The 14,334-nt window shown below is 65.9% G+C and carries 14 protein-coding genes; 3 read left to right on the top strand and 11 right to left on the bottom strand.

Features of this window, described 5'->3' with window-relative positions; genetic code table 11:
* Positions 1 to 340: 340 nt before the first annotated feature.
* The 3 genes from DFO50_RS17885 to DFO50_RS17875 form a co-directional block, all read right to left on the bottom strand.
* Positions 341 to 574, bottom strand: a complete 234-nt coding sequence (locus DFO50_RS17885; RefSeq protein WP_373280124.1) for a DUF2788 domain-containing protein — start codon at positions 572 to 574, stop codon at positions 341 to 343.
* Between the two features lie 107 nt (positions 575 to 681).
* The gene (locus DFO50_RS17880) at positions 682 to 1,911 is read right to left on the bottom strand and encodes an argininosuccinate synthase (RefSeq protein ID WP_036386674.1); all 1,230 of its coding nucleotides are present in this window, start codon (positions 1,909 to 1,911) and stop codon (positions 682 to 684) included.
* A gap of 303 nt (positions 1,912 to 2,214) precedes the next feature.
* Complete coding sequence (locus DFO50_RS17875) at positions 2,215 to 4,164, bottom strand: aminotransferase class I/II-fold pyridoxal phosphate-dependent enzyme (protein ID WP_036386676.1); 1,950 nt, start codon at positions 4,162 to 4,164, stop codon at positions 2,215 to 2,217.
* A 177-nt stretch (positions 4,165 to 4,341) separates the two neighbouring features.
* Here DFO50_RS17875 and dinG point away from each other — a divergent pair, with 177 nt between their 5' ends.
* Positions 4,342 to 6,474, top strand: a complete 2,133-nt coding sequence (gene dinG, locus DFO50_RS17870; RefSeq protein ID WP_028500166.1) for an ATP-dependent DNA helicase DinG — start codon at positions 4,342 to 4,344, stop codon at positions 6,472 to 6,474.
* Between the two features lie 535 nt (positions 6,475 to 7,009).
* On the opposite strand, the gene DFO50_RS17865 is transcribed toward dinG, so the two are convergent.
* The 3 genes from DFO50_RS17865 to DFO50_RS17855 form a co-directional block, all read right to left on the bottom strand.
* Complete coding sequence (locus DFO50_RS17865; protein WP_112692958.1) at positions 7,010 to 7,327, bottom strand: MGMT family protein; 318 nt, start codon at positions 7,325 to 7,327, stop codon at positions 7,010 to 7,012.
* A gap of 2 nt (positions 7,328 to 7,329) precedes the next feature.
* Positions 7,330 to 8,484 carry a UbiH/UbiF family hydroxylase gene (locus DFO50_RS17860; RefSeq protein WP_107890226.1) on the bottom strand — a complete coding sequence of 385 codons (1,155 nt, stop codon included), beginning with the start codon at positions 8,482 to 8,484 and terminating at the stop codon, positions 7,330 to 7,332.
* Positions 8,485 to 8,551: 67 nt separating this feature from the next.
* The gene (locus DFO50_RS17855) at positions 8,552 to 9,226 is read right to left on the bottom strand and encodes a sulfite exporter TauE/SafE family protein (protein ID WP_028500168.1); all 675 of its coding nucleotides are present in this window, start codon (positions 9,224 to 9,226) and stop codon (positions 8,552 to 8,554) included.
* Positions 9,227 to 9,359: 133 nt separating this feature from the next.
* On the opposite strand from DFO50_RS17855, the gene DFO50_RS17850 reads away from it, so the two are divergent.
* The gene (locus DFO50_RS17850) at positions 9,360 to 10,139 is read left to right on the top strand and encodes an enoyl-CoA hydratase-related protein (protein WP_112692957.1); all 780 of its coding nucleotides are present in this window, start codon (positions 9,360 to 9,362) and stop codon (positions 10,137 to 10,139) included.
* A 1-nt stretch (position 10,140) separates the two neighbouring features.
* On the opposite strand, the gene DFO50_RS17845 is transcribed toward DFO50_RS17850, so the two are convergent.
* Genes DFO50_RS17845 through DFO50_RS17835 form a run of 3 tightly spaced genes read right to left on the bottom strand, consistent with a single transcriptional unit; the run spans position 10,141 to position 11,937 of the window.
* Positions 10,141 to 10,356, bottom strand: a complete 216-nt coding sequence (locus DFO50_RS17845; protein WP_112692956.1) for a hypothetical protein — start codon at positions 10,354 to 10,356, stop codon at positions 10,141 to 10,143.
* Between the two features lie 18 nt (positions 10,357 to 10,374).
* Complete coding sequence (locus DFO50_RS17840; RefSeq protein WP_107890230.1) at positions 10,375 to 10,989, bottom strand: LysE/ArgO family amino acid transporter; 615 nt, start codon at positions 10,987 to 10,989, stop codon at positions 10,375 to 10,377.
* Positions 10,990 to 11,046: 57 nt separating this feature from the next.
* On the bottom strand, positions 11,047 to 11,937 hold the full coding sequence (locus DFO50_RS17835; RefSeq protein ID WP_028500172.1) for a LysR family transcriptional regulator ArgP: 891 nt from the start codon (positions 11,935 to 11,937) through the stop codon (positions 11,047 to 11,049).
* A 101-nt stretch (positions 11,938 to 12,038) separates the two neighbouring features.
* Between DFO50_RS17835 and lysE the strand changes: the two genes are divergently transcribed.
* Positions 12,039 to 12,650: an L-lysine exporter gene (gene lysE / locus DFO50_RS17830; protein WP_199489891.1), complete on the top strand. Its 612-nt coding sequence runs from the start codon at positions 12,039 to 12,041 to the stop codon at positions 12,648 to 12,650.
* Between the two features lie 7 nt (positions 12,651 to 12,657).
* Here lysE and DFO50_RS17825 read toward each other — a convergent pair whose 3' ends face one another.
* Together DFO50_RS17825 and prmB are read right to left on the bottom strand one after the other, a co-directional pair.
* Positions 12,658 to 13,395: a hypothetical protein gene (locus DFO50_RS17825; RefSeq protein ID WP_107890231.1), complete on the bottom strand. Its 738-nt coding sequence runs from the start codon at positions 13,393 to 13,395 to the stop codon at positions 12,658 to 12,660.
* Between the two features lie 8 nt (positions 13,396 to 13,403).
* Positions 13,404 to 14,309, bottom strand: a complete 906-nt coding sequence (gene prmB, locus DFO50_RS17820) for a 50S ribosomal protein L3 N(5)-glutamine methyltransferase (protein ID WP_112692955.1) — start codon at positions 14,307 to 14,309, stop codon at positions 13,404 to 13,406.
* Positions 14,310 to 14,334 lie beyond the last annotated feature (25 nt).

Raw genomic sequence — 14,334 nt, 5'->3', positions numbered from 1 at the left:
GGGGTCTGGATGTCGACCTGCGGCAGGCCGCTGGCGGTGCGCTGCACCACCGGCTGCTGCGTGCTCGCGGCCCCCGGGTCGGCGACGATGCCGTCCGCGCCGACACTGGCAGCCAGCAGGAACAGCAGCGGAATCAGCAGGGACGGCACGCAGCGGCGGACGAGGGGCATGGTGACGGTGCGGGGCGGGTTGGACTCCGTCACGCTACGCGGCACAGGCGCGCATGCCATCTGCCGGATTCCCGAGTTGAAACGGGAAGCCGCTGATTATTTGCTGGTTTTTACTGTGAAGAGAGACAGAAAAAGCCGGGTTCAGTGCCCCAGCCCTCTTCGGTCAACGGTTACTTCAGGATCAGGAACTCGACCAGCAGGTTCTTGAACACGAAACCGATCACGCCGGCGAACAGCGCCAGGAACAGCACGAAAGTACCGAACTTGCCGGCGCCGGACTTGCGTCCCAGATCAAGGATGATGAAAGCCATGAAGACGATCAGGCCGCCAAGCAGCACGACCATCGAGATGTTGGTGAATTGTTCTTCGCTCAGATTGCTCAGATCCCACTTGCTGAAATCCATGTAACACTCCCCTTTAGCAGATCAGCCGATTATATCGGTTGACGTGCCGCAACCTGATAGCAAAAAAACGCGAGGACAGCGCCTCGCGTTTTTTACCTCAGACTGTCTCAGCCACGCTTGACCCTGGCATTGGCGGCAATCCGCATCCGCAGGGCGTTCAGCTTGATGAAGCCGGCTGCATCGGCGTGGTTGTAGGCGCCGCCATCTTCGTCGAAGGTGGCAATGGTCGGATCGAACAGGCTGTCGGTCTTCGATTCGCGGCCGACCACGATCACGTTGCCCTTGTACAGCTTCAGCCGCACCCAGCCGTTCACGGTCGATTGCGATGCGTCGATCATCGCCTGCATCATCCTGCGTTCCGGACTCCACCAGTAGCCGGTGTACAGCATGCTGGCGTACTTCGGCATCAGTTCGTCCTTCAGGTGGGCGACTTCGCGGTCCAGCGTGATCGATTCGATCGCGCGGTGCGCCTTCAGCATGATGGTGCCCCCCGGGGTTTCGTAGCAGCCGCGCGATTTCATGCCGACATAACGGTTCTCGACGATGTCGAGGCGGCCGATGCCGTGCTTGCCGCCAAGCTGGTTCAGCTTGGTCAGCACTGCAGCCGGGCTCAGGGCCGTGCCGTTGATGGCGACGATATCGCCTCCCTTGTATTCCAGCTCGATGTATTCGGCTTCATCCGGTGCCTGTTCCGGCGAGCAGGTCCACAGCCACATGTCTTCTTCCGGCTCCTGGGCCGGATCTTCCAGCACGGTGCCTTCGTAGGAGATGTGCAGCAGGTTCGCATCCATCGAGTACGGGCTACCGCCGTTCTTTTTCTTGCTGATGTCGATGCCGTGCTTCTCGGCATAGGCCAGCAGTTTTTCACGCGACAGCAGGTCCCATTCGCGCCACGGAGCGATGACGGTCACGTCCGGCTTCAGTGCGTAGTAGCCGAGTTCGAAACGCACCTGGTCGTTGCCCTTGCCGGTTGCGCCATGGCTGACGGCATCGGCGCCAACCTGGTTGGCGATCTCGATCTGGCGCTTGGCGATCAGCGGACGGGCGATCGAGGTGCCGAGCAGGTACTCGCCTTCATAAACTGCATTGGCGCGGAACATCGGGAACACGAAGTCGCGGACGAATTCTTCGCGCAGATCGTCGATGAAGATGTTGTCGGGATTGATGCCGAGCGCAATGGCTTTCTTGCGCGCCGGTTCCACTTCCTCGCCCTGGCCGATATCGGCGGTGAAGGTCACCACCTCACACTGGTAGGTGTCCTGCAGCCATTTGAGAATGACCGAGGTGTCCAGGCCGCCTGAATAGGCGAGTACAACTTTCTTTACATCGTGGTGCATTTCTATTTTCCCGTCCGGATAAAAAAAGGGCGGCGCTTAAATGAATAAGCGCCGCCCGTTTTGGGGTTGAGATGAACGCTGAGCCTCTAGCCCTCGCCCACCAACGACGCATGCAGATAGCCGCGGACGCGGCGCACTCGTCGTGCGCCGTCCGCGCGGCTACGTCGCAGCGCATCAAGTTGGTGGAAAGCGTCAAGCATCTGGTTCATCCCTGAAATTCGATCGTGGAGCCGGGTCCGTGCCGCTGGACGTCAGCCAAGGTCTGTCGATGATTTTTACGGAATTGCGACACAGATGCAAGCGCTATCTTGCATTCCGGTCAAATTTAAGCATTTGCTCATCTTCAAGCCGCAATACCCGCACGTAATAGCCGTCGCCGTCCTGCTCGACCCCGTGCAACTCCAGATCCTTCTGCATCCGCGTCACGCGCCCCAGATAGGACACGGCCTCGTCGCTGATCTGCTGCCCCGGCGTCCATACCGGAATGCCCGGCGGATATGGCGTCACCTGATCACAGGCGACGCGTCCGGCGAGTTCGACGTTGGGCCGGCCGTCGTCATCAAGCAGCGGCAGCATTTCGCCGGCCTCGTAGAACGCATCACGCGGCAGGCAGACCAGCCGGCCCAGACCCGGCAGCGCCGGCAGCTGTGGCGGCCGCCGCGGGGTGCGCTTGTCGCGCGCGACCCGCATCAGTGCATCGAGCAGCCGCGACGCCTTGCTGCGGGTAGTGCCGATGGTGACCAGCAGTGTCAGGGTGTTGAAGGTGGTTTTCTCGACCTGGATATTGAAGCGTTCGAGCAGGATGTCGCGCAGTTCGGCGCCGGAATAGCCCGAGTCGCTGATGTCGATGGTCAGCTTGGTCGGGTCGAGACGGATGGCGTCGCTCGCCAGTTCGGCCGGCAGCAGGTCGTCGAGTTCCAGTACGCGAAACACGCCGGTCCCGGCAATGAGTTCGCGCAGTTCGCGAGCGATGCCGAGCGCACGGTCGATCAGGGTGTAGCCTTCCATCATCGCCTGCTTTCGCGCCACGTCCAGGCTGGCGATGATCGAGTACTGCGGGCTGGTCGACGCGTGCATGTTGAAGTTCTCGCGGAACAGGTGGGCGTCGAACGCCGGGTCGTTCACGTGGATCATGCTCGCCTGCGACAGCGCCGACAGTACCTTGTGCGTCGACTGGGTCACGTAGTCGGCCCCGCATTCGAGCGCGGTCGGCCGCATGGCCGGATGGAAGCGGGCAAAGCCGTACCACGCCTCGTCGACCACCACCTTGACCCCGCATTCGTGTGCGGCGGCGATGATCGGCGCCAGGTCGTAGCACAGGCCGTCATAGGTCGAGCTGGTCAGGATCAGCACCCGTGCGGACGGGTGGGCGGCCAGCGCATCGAGGATGGTCTGCTTCGGCACCGGACCGAACAGGCCGTAGCGGCGATTCAGGGTCGATTCGAGGTAGACCGGGCGCGCGCCGGACAGGATGGTCGCGTGATGGACCGATTTGTGACAGTTGCGGTCCAGCAGCAGGGTGTCGCCCGGCGCCAGCAGGGTCTGCAGGATGACCTTGTTGGCCGTCGAGCTGCCGTTGGTGGCGAAATAGGTGCGACGGGCGCCAAAGGCCCGGGCGGCCAGTGCCTGGGCATCGTTGATCACCCCGGCCGGGTGCAGCAGTGAATCCAGCATCGGTACCGAGACCGACAGGTCGGCGCGCAGGGTGTTCTCGCCAAGAAACTGGTAAAAGTCACCGACCCACGGGCTGCCGCGCAGCGAGTCGCCACCGGAATGGCCCGGTGTATGCCACGAGTCCTTGGCCAGTTCAACGTAGCGCTTCAGGGCATCGAAGAACGGCGTTGCCGCCTTCTCGGCGATTTCCGCCTGCAGGATATGGCGCCAGCCGGCCCAGTCCTGCTCGTCGCGCATGAAATAGCCGGACAGGGTTTCGCCCAGCAGATTGGCCACCTGCGCCCGCTCCTCGCCCCGCCCCAGCAGCACGTACAGCGACAGTTCCGGCCGGAAGTCACCAAGCCAGTCGACGAACGGCAGCAGCGGCTGGTCCAGATCCTGGCTGTCGATCAGCACGATCTGGATGCTGCCGTCATCCCGCACGGCCACCTGCGCGTCGGCCGCCGACGCCGCCGGTACGAAGCTCAGCCCGAACGCACCGCTTTCCTGATGCGCATTGTGGTTCAAGCCCTTGATGGCCTCGCGCAGCCACACCGCATCGCGGCCGACCACCAGGACCTTGCAGCCAGGTTTGTTCATTGTGTCCTCGCAGAGCGTGATTTTGTTGTTCTGCCTGGCGGAATGATTTTCCGCCGATTCGCTAGCTAATCCTACGCACGGTATGCACACCCGTCATGTTGCGATGCAATGATCGCGCCCGGTCGCCCGGCGTCGATCGCGCCGCCCCAAGCCGCCCGCAGTCTGTAAAATGTGCGCATGCTGACCGATCTCGAAAAAGACGCCATCCGCCATCACTACCAGACGCTGGCCACCGCGCTGCCCGGTTTCAAGCCGCGGCCGTCGCAGCGGCGGATGATTGCGGAAATCGCCAATGCCCTGTCCCGCTGCAAGGAGCGCGACGGCGATGAACTGCCGGAGCGGGAAGGCGAAAGCATTCTGGCGGTCGAGGGACCGACCGGGGTCGGCAAGAGCGTGGCCTATCTGATCGCCGGCGGCGTGATGGCCAAGAACCGCGCCAAGAAGCTGATTGTCAGTTCGGCGACGGTGGCGCTGCAGGAGCAGCTGGTCAATCGCGACCTGCCGTTCGTGGTCGAGCACAGCGAGCTGCCGCTGACCTATGCGCTGGCCAAGGGGCGTGGCCGCTATGCGTGTCCTTACCGCCTGTTCCAGCTGACCGCCGATTCGACCCAGGGCGAGTTGCTGGCGCCCGATCCGGCCGCCGCACTGTGGGAGCGCAAGCCGGAGGCTGCCGAGCTGGCGGCGATCAAGGCGCTGGCCGACGCGTTCTACTACAAGACCTGGAACGGGGATCGCGACGATTACCCGGAAATGATCGACGATGCGCTGTGGCTGCGGGTCACCAATGACCGCCACGGCTGCCTGAAGGCGGCCTGCCCGAACCGGCCGGAATGCCCGTTCTACATTGCCCGCGATGCGCTGGAGAACGTCGACGTGGTGGTCACCAACCACGACCTGCTGCTGGCCGACTGTGCGATGGGCGGTGGCGTGATTCTGCCGGCGCCGGAACAGAGCTTCTATTGCATCGACGAGGCGCACCATCTGTCGAAAAAGGCGGTCAACCAGTTTGCCGCCGACTTCCAGAGTGGCCCGACCCTGGGCTGGCTGGACAAGGTGGCGACGCTCGCCAGCCACGCCGACACGCTGCTCGACAAGCACGAACTGGTCGATCTGCTGATCGATTCGGCGGCGGCCAGTATCGAGCACTTGACCCAGTTCATCGCCGTGCTCGACGGCATCGAGGCGCTGTCCGGCAACGACGGCGACGACGAACCGACCTGGCTGCTGCCGGCCGGCCCGCTGCCCGAGGGCGTCGACCAGCTGGCCGCCAACCTGCAACTGACCAGCGCCGCGCTGGAAAAGCAGCTCGAACAGCTGTCCGACGCGCTGGCCGAAGCGCGCAAGGACAAGTCCGGCGGCGACATGCTGCTGATCGACCGCCTGTCCAGCGAACTGGGCTTCTTCATTTCCCGCGCCGAACCATTCGCGGCAGTGTGGACGCTGTTTGTCACCGAGCCCGAGGACAAGGCGCCGCCGATCGCGCGCTGGATTACCGCACGCGCAGTCGGTAACCGCCGCGATTACCGGGTGTCGGCCTCGCCGGTGTCGGCCGCCGGCAGCCTGGCCAGCACGCTGTGGCGCAAGGCGGCCGGTGCGGTGCTGACTTCGGCCACGCTGCGTTCTCTGAACAGCTTCGACCTGCTGCTGCGCCAGACCGGCCTGGTCTGGCTGCCGGAAACCAGCACGCTGGCGCTGGACTCGCCGTTCGATTTTGCCCACCAGGGCGAGTTGTATCTGCCGCCGCTGGCGGCCAGCCCGAAGGACGCCGCCGGCCATACCGCCGAAATCGTCAAATGGCTGCCGCGACTGGTCGACCTGTCGCAGCCGAACGGCACGCTGATGCTGTTTTCGTCGCGCCGGCAGATGGAGGAAGTAGCCGACCGTCTGCCGCCGGAGTTCGCCGAGCGCGTGCTGGTGCAGGGTACGCTGCCGAAGTCCAAGCTGCTGGCCCGCCATCTGGAAGCGGTCGCCGACGGTCGCGCCAGCCTGATTTTCGGGCTGGACTCGTTCGCCGAGGGGCTGGACCTGCCGGGCGAGGCCTGTGTACACGTGATTATCGCCAAGCTGCCGTTCGCCATGCCGGATGATCCGGTCGGGCTGACGCTGTCAAAGTGGATTGAAAGCCAGGGCGGCAATCCGTTTATCGAGCTGTCGGTACCGGAGGCGTCGGTCAAGCTGATCCAGGCGGTCGGTCGTCTGATCCGTACCGAGAGCGACTATGGCCGGGTCAGCATTCTCGACACCCGGCTGAAGACGGCCGCCTACGGCAAGAAGATCCTCGCCGCGCTGCCGCCGTTCCGGCGCATTTGACTGCCGATCGGGGTGGGCGCAAACGACTTGAGTGGCGTCGGTGCCTGCCCGACTGACTGGAACACGGTGCGGGCACGGCAGTCGCCTGTTTCACCCCGCCCCCTTCCGTCCCCGCCGCCGCGGGGAAACCTCGCTGCGCTCGTCCGTTCGACTGCCGATCGGGGCGGGCGCAAACGACTTGAGTGGCGTCGGTGCCTGCCCGACTGACTGGAACACGGTGCGGGCACGGCAGTCCCCTGTTTCACCCCGCCCCCTTCCGTCCCCGCCGCCGCGGGGAAACCTCGCTGCGCTCGTCCGTTCGACTGCCAATCGGGGCGGGCGCAAACGACTTGAGTGGCGTCGGGGCCTGCCCGACTGACTGGGACACGGTGCGGGCACGGCAGTCCCCTGTTTCACCCCGCCCCCTTCCGTCCCCGCCGCCGCGGGGAAACCTCGCTGCGCTCGTCCGTTCGACTGCCGATCGGGATGAGCACAGACGATTTGAGTGGCGTCGGTACACGCCCGACGGCTTTCGGCAGTTGGCGGCAGGCGTAGTTCAGTCGCCGTGCCAGCCGTACACTTTCAGGTCGATGCGGCCGCTGGCGTCGAACTTCACGCCGTCGTCCTCCAGCAGGATGCGCTGGTAGTCGTCGTTGCCATCCAGCCCGCGCGGGCTGATGCGGCCCTGATGATTGATCACGCGGAACCACGGCACGGCGTCGGCCGGCCCGTGCAGCGAGCGGCCAACCAGCCGCGCATGGCGCGGAAAACCGGCCAGTCGCGCCACTTCGCCATAGGTACACACCCGCCCCGGCGGAATCCGGGCCACTACCGCGCGGATCGCGGCCTGAATCGGGGACGCGGTCGCGGTCATGGTCAGAATCCGATCGCTTCGCGGATCAGGCGTTTTTTCACCGGTCCGGCCACATTGGTCAGCGACAGGCCGGTATTGCGCAGCCAGCCGACCAGCGGATGCGGATGGGTGAACAGGCGGAACAGTCCGTCACAGGTGTACTGCATGGTGCGCACCGCTTCGATCCGGCCACGTTCATAGCGGCGCAGCACGCCGTAGGCGCCGGGGTCGTCGGCGTCGCGCAGCAGCGTCGCCAGCAGTTGCACGTCGCCAAAGCCGAGATTGACCCCCTGTCCGGCCAGCGGATGCACGGTATGGGCGGCGTCGCCGGCGAACGCGACCCGCTCGCCGATCACCCGTTCCGGGCGAATCAGTCGCAGCGGGAAGCCGGCTGCCGGCGTGACCAGCTGCAGCTCGCCCAGTTGCCGGCCGCCGCGCGCCGCCACCGCCGCGCACAGGGCATCCGGCGACAGCGCCAGCAAGCGTTCCGGGTCCGCGCACGACCACACCATCGACATCCGGCGTCCCGGCAGCGGCAGGTAGGCCAGCACGCCGTCGCCGGTGAACCACTGGTGTGCCACGCCATCATGGTCGCGTTCGCACAGGAAGTTCGCCACCACGCCGCTGTGTCCGTAAGGGGACACGGCCGCGCCGATGCCGACTTCGCGCCGCAGCCACGAATTGGCGCCGTCACAGCCGATCACCAGCCGTGCGCCGAGCGTGCGGCCACCAGCCAGGGTCAGTGTCGCCCCGCGTGCGTCGCTGGCGAAGGCCGTCGCCTCGGCCGGATCGAGCAGCTCGACATCGCTGTCGGCCAGCCGGCGCCAGATCGCGGCCAGCAGCCAGCGGTTCTCGACGATCCACGCCAGCGCTTCACCGCCGGCTTCGGCGGCATCAAAGCGGATGCGGCCGCCGGCGTCACCGCGCACGTCCATGGCGGTGACCATGCCGACACGGTCGTCGGCCGGCCAGGCCTCCAGTTGCTGCAGGAAACGGCGATTGGCCGGGCTGACCGCATAGACCCGGGCATCCCAGTCGTCGTCGCGATCGAGTCCGTCGACCTGCGGCGGCCGGGTTTCCAGCAGTGCGACGCGTTGCCGCCCGCCGGACAGCGCCAGCGCCAGACTGGCGCCAACCAGACCACCACCGAGGATAAGGATGTCGAAATGGGTATTCATGCTCAGACGCCGATCCACTTGATCAATTAAACAGTCCGGAGCGGGATTGTGCCCGAACCGGGTGTGGCTACACCAGTTGCCGTACCACGTGAGACAGTTGCCACAGGGCCACGGCAATCACGCTGCAACCGGCAACCACCCGCACCCAGCGCCGGGTCAGCCAGGTTTTCAGTACTTCGGCGAAAGCGCCCATCGCCAGCAGATTCGGCAGGGTGCCGAGTGCGAAGGCGAACATGCCGGCCGCACCGCCGGCGACGCTGCCGCTTGCCAGTGCGGTCAGGCTGGCCGAGTAGACCAGCCCGCACGGCAGCCATCCCCACAATGCACCAACAAGGAGCGCGCCAGCCGGGGAACGCACCGGAATGAGGCGTTTCATCAGCGGCTGCACGCGCCGCCACAGCGGGCGACCGACGCTTTCCACCCGGGTGATCCAGGCGGAGACGCCGGCCAGGTACAGGCCGAGCAGGATCATCAGCCCCTGCGCCAGCACGAACAGCGCCAGTTGCGCCGCCTGCAGCCGCAATGCGGCAAGGCCCAGTCCGCCGATGCCGCCGGCGATGGCCCCGACTGCGGTATAACTGGCGACACGGCCGATGTTGTAGGCCAGGATGAACGGTGTTCGCGAACGTGCGGCCGGCAATTGCAGCGACAGGGCGGTCACCAGACCGCCGCACATGCCGAGACAATGACCGCCGCCAAGCAGGCCGACGAGGAACAATGCGGCCAGGCTGTATTCCGGCATGGTAATAGCTATAAAAACAGTGATGTCGACATTGTAACCGTCGTACCCCCCGCCCCGGTCATCCCTGTCGGCAAATCGCCGTGGGCGCGGTGCGACGACTTCCCCGCACGGCCATTACAGTGAAAGAAGTACCATGAACGAAAACCTGATTGTCGAACGTCTTGGCCGGACCGCCATCCTGACGCTGAACCATCCGCCGGTAAACGCGCTGACGGTCGCCACCCTGACCGAGCTGCGCCGGCAGGTGGACATTCTGAATGATGATCCCGAGGTCCGGGCGCTGGTGCTGACCGGCGCAGGCGACCAGTTCTTCTCGCCGGGTGCGGACATTGAGCTGTTCCACGCCCCCCGCTCCGGCCATGGCAAGGCCGAGGCCCTGCTGCAGGCACTGAACGACGCGGCACTGGCGCTGGTGCAGTTCAACGGACTGACCCTGGCGGCGCTGAACGGCTACGCGCTGGGCGGCGGCCTGTCGCTGGCCATGGCCTGCGATGTGCGCATTGCCGAGCGCCAGATCGAACTCGGCCTGCCCGAAGGCCGCCTCGGCCTGCCCCCTTGCGGCGGCAGCTCCTGCCGCCTGCCGCAACTGGTCGGTGATGGCTGGGCGCGGCGGATGGCACTGACCGGTGAAGCCTTGCGTGCCGAACGCGCGCTGCGCATCGGTCTGGTCGATGAGTGTGTCGATGCCGGCTTTGCCAAGATTGTCGCCATTTCGGTGGCTGACCAGGCCAGCCACACCGGCCCGGCCGCGGCCAGAGCGGCCAAGACCCTGCTGCAGGCCGAGCGCCTGCCGGCGCTGCGCGCCGCCATGGAGGCGGAGCTGGCAGCGGCACGGGCACGCATCGATTCGGCAGAGCAGCAGGAAGGGGCGCAGGCGTTCTTCGAGCGCCGTGCCCCGGGCTGGCAGCAGTAGTTCAGGCGTCCGGCGCGGCGGCGGTGCCGCGCGCCAGTGCCAGGCACACGGCATCCGCCACTTCTTCGAGGTCGAAGACCCCGGCCAGCGCCGCCCGTTCCGGTGCTCCGACTGCGGCGCTGGTGCCCGGATAGTCCGGGCTGCGACCCTGCCGCTGCAGTTCGGCCTGGATCGCCGCCAGGACCAGCGCCGCGATCCGTTCCCGTTCCCCTTCCATATGCCCTCCCCGTTCCCTTCAGCCGAAGCTCGACAGCAGATGCCAGGCGGTCGCGCACATGATGACGCCGACCATCGAGTCCAGCACCCGCCAGCTGAACGGCCGCGCAAACAGCGGCGCCAGCCGGCCGGCGAAAAATCCCAGCCCGCCGAACCAGCACACGGCCGTGGTGACGCACCCCAGCCAGTATGACGGCAGCGCCTCGCTGAAACGGCTCGACACCGCGCCCATCAGCACCACGGTATCGAGGTAGACGTACGGATTCAGCAGCGTGAACGCCATGGCGGCGAGGATGGCGCCGCGCCGCGTGGTCTGCACACTGCCACCGGTCTGCAGCGAGCTGGCTTTCATCGCCGAGCGGAACGAGCGGAAACCGTACAGCGCCAGGAACGCCGCCCCGCCCCAGGTGGCGATGCGGATCAGCATCGGCTGGCTGCTGATAAAGGCGCCCAGCCCGGCCACGCCCAGCGTGATCAGCAGGATGTCGCACAGGATGCATACCGTGACGATGGCCACGATCTGTGCCCGGGCGATGCCCTGCTTGAGGACGAAAGTATTCTGCGGGCCGATCGCGACCAGCAGGCCCAGTGCGATGGTCAGCCCGGAAAAGAAGGCCGGAAAGTGGAACGACATGGATGACACAGCCAAACGACAAATGAATTGACGCTTATTCTATGTCAAAGCCCGGTTTCAGGGCACCAGCCTGGCGCGCGCCTCGGCCACCAGCGCACCGGAAAACCGCGCCAGCCGCGGCGCCTGCAGTGCCCAGCAGTGCCAGTGCAGCGTCACCTGCGGCGGTACGTCCGGCAGCAGGTCGACCAGCTCGCCGCTGGCCAGCAGGCTGGCCACCTGCAGCTCCGGCGTCAGTCCGTAGCCGATGCCGGCGCACACCACATCGAGCAGGCTGGGCACCGAGGGCACGATCGAATGCGGGAAATCACCGGGGCCGATGCCGTAGCGCGATTCAAGAAAGCCGAGGTGCATGGTATCGCGGCGGTTGAAGATGACCGCCGGCGCCCGGGTAAACTGACGGCGGTCGACACCGTCGGCGAAATAGCGCGCGGCAAAGTCCGGGGTGGCGATGCAGCGGTAGCGCATCACCCCCAGCCGCTCGCTGACGCAGCCGGTCGGCGGGGTATCGGCGCTGGTCACGCAGCCGATCACGTCGCCGTTTTTCAGCAATGACAGCGTGTGCCCCTCGTCATCCAGCGTCATCTGCATCAGCAGCCGCTCGCGCAGCACGACATCGGTGACCGCGTCGAGAAACCAGCTCGCCAGCGAGTCGGCATTGACCGCGATCGGCAGCGTCATCCAGCCGTCGCCGGCCTCTTCGGTCAGTTCGCTTTCCAGTTCCCCTTCCAGCACGCCGACCTGGCGTACATGGCGCAGCAGCCGGTGCCCGGCGGCGGTGGCCCGCACCGGGGTGCTGCGCACCAGCAGCATCTGGCCGAAGCGCTCTTCCAGCTGGCGGATGCGCTGCGATACCGCCGACGGCGTGATGCACAGCACGCGCGCCGCCTTCTCGAAACTGCCTTCCGCCAGCACGGCCTGCAGCGCGTCCAGCAATTTGTAATCCAGCATCCTGAATTTTTCTAACGAAGATGTAGAACAATGAATTTTACTTCATACCATGAGAAAAGATACCGTAGTGGCAATCGAACTGCTTGTTACAGGACTTCATCATGATTCCCAACTGGATGCCGGCCATCGAGGGCTTTGCCATCGGCCTGAGCATGATCATCCCCATCGGCGCGCAGAATGCCTTTGTGCTGTCCAACGGCATTCGTCGCCGTCACCGGCTGCCGATTGCCCTGTCCTGCGCGGTCTCCGACATGCTGCTGATCGGTCTTGGCGTCGCCGGGGCTGGTGCCCTGATCTCGTCGCATCCGCTGCTGGTCGACATTGCCCGCTGGGGCGGCGTGGCCTTTCTGCTCTGGTACGGGCTGGCGACACTGAAGCGCGCCTGGCAGGGCGAGTCGATGCGGCTGGAAGGCGATGACGGCCGCACGCTGGGCATGGTGCTGCTGACCACGCTGGCCGTGACCTGGCTGAACCCGCACGTGTATCTGGATACGGTAGTGCTGCTCGGCGGGCTGGCCGCACAACAGCCGGACCACAGCCGTTACCTGTTCGGTGCCGGCGCCATCAGCGCGTCATTCGTCTGGTTCTTCTCGCTCGCCTACGGCGCCCGGCTGCTGGCCCCGCTGTTCACTCGCCCGGCGGCATGGCGGGTGCTGGATCTGGCGGTGGCCACGATCATGTTCGCGCTGGCGGCAAGACTGGTCCTGGGCTGAAACGACGCTATTTGACCGCGCTGACTGCGTCCAGCGGCAGGAACTGCAGCAGCGGCGCGCCGAGCAGACCCTGCACGTAATTGATGAAACCGCGCCGGGTGGACTCGTCGGCCAGTTCGGCCAGCAGTTCCAGCCGGCCGATGACCCGGCCGAACTCGCGCTCGAACGACAGGTTGCTGCCGGCCAAGCCGATTTCGTTCGACAGCAGCAGCGGCTTGCCGTCGGGACCGGTCCGGTTCGACAGCATCCATACCGCCACCTGCACATTGAACGAGGCATTGGCGACCCGCTGCGCGTCGAGACCGTTGACCAGGTACAGCGAGCGCCGGCCACCGTACAGCTCGGTCAGCATCGTGCCGAGGCCGTAGATCAGCGCACCGGCACGGTCGCCGCCATAGCCGGCATCGAATGCGCGCGGCAAGGCACCGACCGAGCGCGCCTGACCGAGCGCGGGCAACGGCTGGCCGTCGCGCACCGCCGTCATCACCGCGCGGACGGCGGCCTCGCGGCTGGCAGCGCCGCTTTTCTTCCACTCGGCCGGATTGCGCCGGTACAGCTTGTCGAGCAGCAGTGCCAGGCTGTCCAGATTGTCGCGCATGACCAGGTTGGCGACCCGGTTCGCATCGCTCTGCGCCACTTCCCCGACCGAAAACCGGTCCCCGTTGACCGCTTTCTGTACCGGGGCGCCGGCGCAGGCGACCAGCAGCAGCGACAGCAGCGCGGCGGATGGCCGCCGGGGCGGCATGGCCGGCCTCACAGGCCGCCGGTGACCAGGTCTTCCCGCATCAGCAGGAACACGAAGCCGTCACCGCCCGAGGTGTCGAGCCAGGTGAAGGTCAGGGCCGGGTACAACGCTTCCAGGACATCGCGGTTATGGCCGATTTCGACCACCAGCACCCCGAACGGGTTCAGGAAATGCGTTGCCTGTTCAAGAATGGCCCGGGTCGCATCGAGGCCGTCCTCGCCGGAGCCGAGCGCCAGTTCCGGTTCTTTCAGATACTCATCCGGCAGCGCGGCCACCGATTCGGCATCGACATACGGCGGGTTCGACACGATCAGGTCATAGCGGTTGCCGGCCACGCCGGCCCACAGATCGCTCTCGATCGGCGTGACCCGCTGTTCCAGCCCGTAGCGTTCGATATTCAGCGTGGCCACGTCGAGCGCGTCGGTCGACAGGTCGACGGCATCGACCTCGGCATCCGGGTACGCATGGGCCAGCAGGATGGCCAGGCAGCCGGAGCCGGTGCACAGGTCGAGGGCGCGATGGACCAGTTCCGGGTGCTCGATCCACGGCGACAGGCCATCCGGCAGCAGTTCGGCGATAAACGAGCGCGGCACGATGACCCGCTCGTCGATATAGAAGTCGTGCCCGGCCAGCCACGCTTCGCGGGTCAGGTAGGCAGCCGGCACGCGTTCGCTCACCCGCCGTTCGAGAATGTCGAGCGCATCGTTGAGCTCGGACGGCAGCAGCCGGGCATCGAGCAGGGCATCGAAGCGGTCGATCGGCAGGTGCAGCGTGTGCGCGATCAGGTAGGCGGCTTCGTCCCAGGCGTTATCGGTGCCGTGGCCGAAAAACAGCCCGGCCTCGGTAAAGCGCGACATGGCGAAACGCAGCAGGTCGCGCGGGGTTTTCAGGTGTTGGCGGGCAATATCGAACATGGGGGGTCCTGTTGTGGGGCGGGCG

It is taken from the genome of Microvirgula sp. AG722 (assembly GCF_003269145.1).
GTDB classification, from domain to species: domain Bacteria; phylum Pseudomonadota; class Gammaproteobacteria; order Burkholderiales; family Aquaspirillaceae; genus Microvirgula; species Microvirgula aerodenitrificans.
This window is presented reverse-complemented; position numbering and strand designations above follow the sequence as displayed.

Excerpts from the sequence above, each read along its gene's own strand:
- DFO50_RS17825 (WP_107890231.1), bottom strand. The coding sequence starts at position 13,395 with ATGCCGCCCCGGCGGCCATCCGCCGCGCTGCTGTCGCTGCTGCTGGTC.
- DFO50_RS17835 (WP_028500172.1), bottom strand. The coding sequence starts at position 11,937 with ATGCTGGATTACAAATTGCTGGACGCGCTGCAGGCCGTGCTGGCGGAA.
- DFO50_RS17855 (WP_028500168.1), bottom strand. The coding sequence starts at position 9,226 with ATGCCGGAATACAGCCTGGCCGCATTGTTCCTCGTCGGCCTGCTTGGC.
- DFO50_RS17850 (WP_112692957.1), top strand. The coding sequence starts at position 9,360 with ATGAACGAAAACCTGATTGTCGAACGTCTTGGCCGGACCGCCATCCTG.
- prmB (WP_112692955.1), bottom strand. The coding sequence starts at position 14,309 with ATGTTCGATATTGCCCGCCAACACCTGAAAACCCCGCGCGACCTGCTG.
- DFO50_RS17885 (WP_373280124.1), bottom strand. The coding sequence starts at position 574 with ATGGATTTCAGCAAGTGGGATCTGAGCAATCTGAGCGAAGAACAATTC.
- dinG (WP_028500166.1), top strand. The coding sequence starts at position 4,342 with ATGCTGACCGATCTCGAAAAAGACGCCATCCGCCATCACTACCAGACG.
- DFO50_RS17865 (WP_112692958.1), bottom strand. The coding sequence starts at position 7,327 with ATGACCGCGACCGCGTCCCCGATTCAGGCCGCGATCCGCGCGGTAGTG.
- DFO50_RS17880 (WP_036386674.1), bottom strand. The coding sequence starts at position 1,911 with ATGCACCACGATGTAAAGAAAGTTGTACTCGCCTATTCAGGCGGCCTG.
- lysE (WP_199489891.1), top strand. The coding sequence starts at position 12,039 with ATGATTCCCAACTGGATGCCGGCCATCGAGGGCTTTGCCATCGGCCTG.
- DFO50_RS17875 (WP_036386676.1), bottom strand. The coding sequence starts at position 4,164 with ATGAACAAACCTGGCTGCAAGGTCCTGGTGGTCGGCCGCGATGCGGTG.
- DFO50_RS17840 (WP_107890230.1), bottom strand. The coding sequence starts at position 10,989 with ATGTCGTTCCACTTTCCGGCCTTCTTTTCCGGGCTGACCATCGCACTG.
- DFO50_RS17845 (WP_112692956.1), bottom strand. The coding sequence starts at position 10,356 with ATGGAAGGGGAACGGGAACGGATCGCGGCGCTGGTCCTGGCGGCGATC.
- DFO50_RS17860 (WP_107890226.1), bottom strand. The coding sequence starts at position 8,484 with ATGAATACCCATTTCGACATCCTTATCCTCGGTGGTGGTCTGGTTGGC.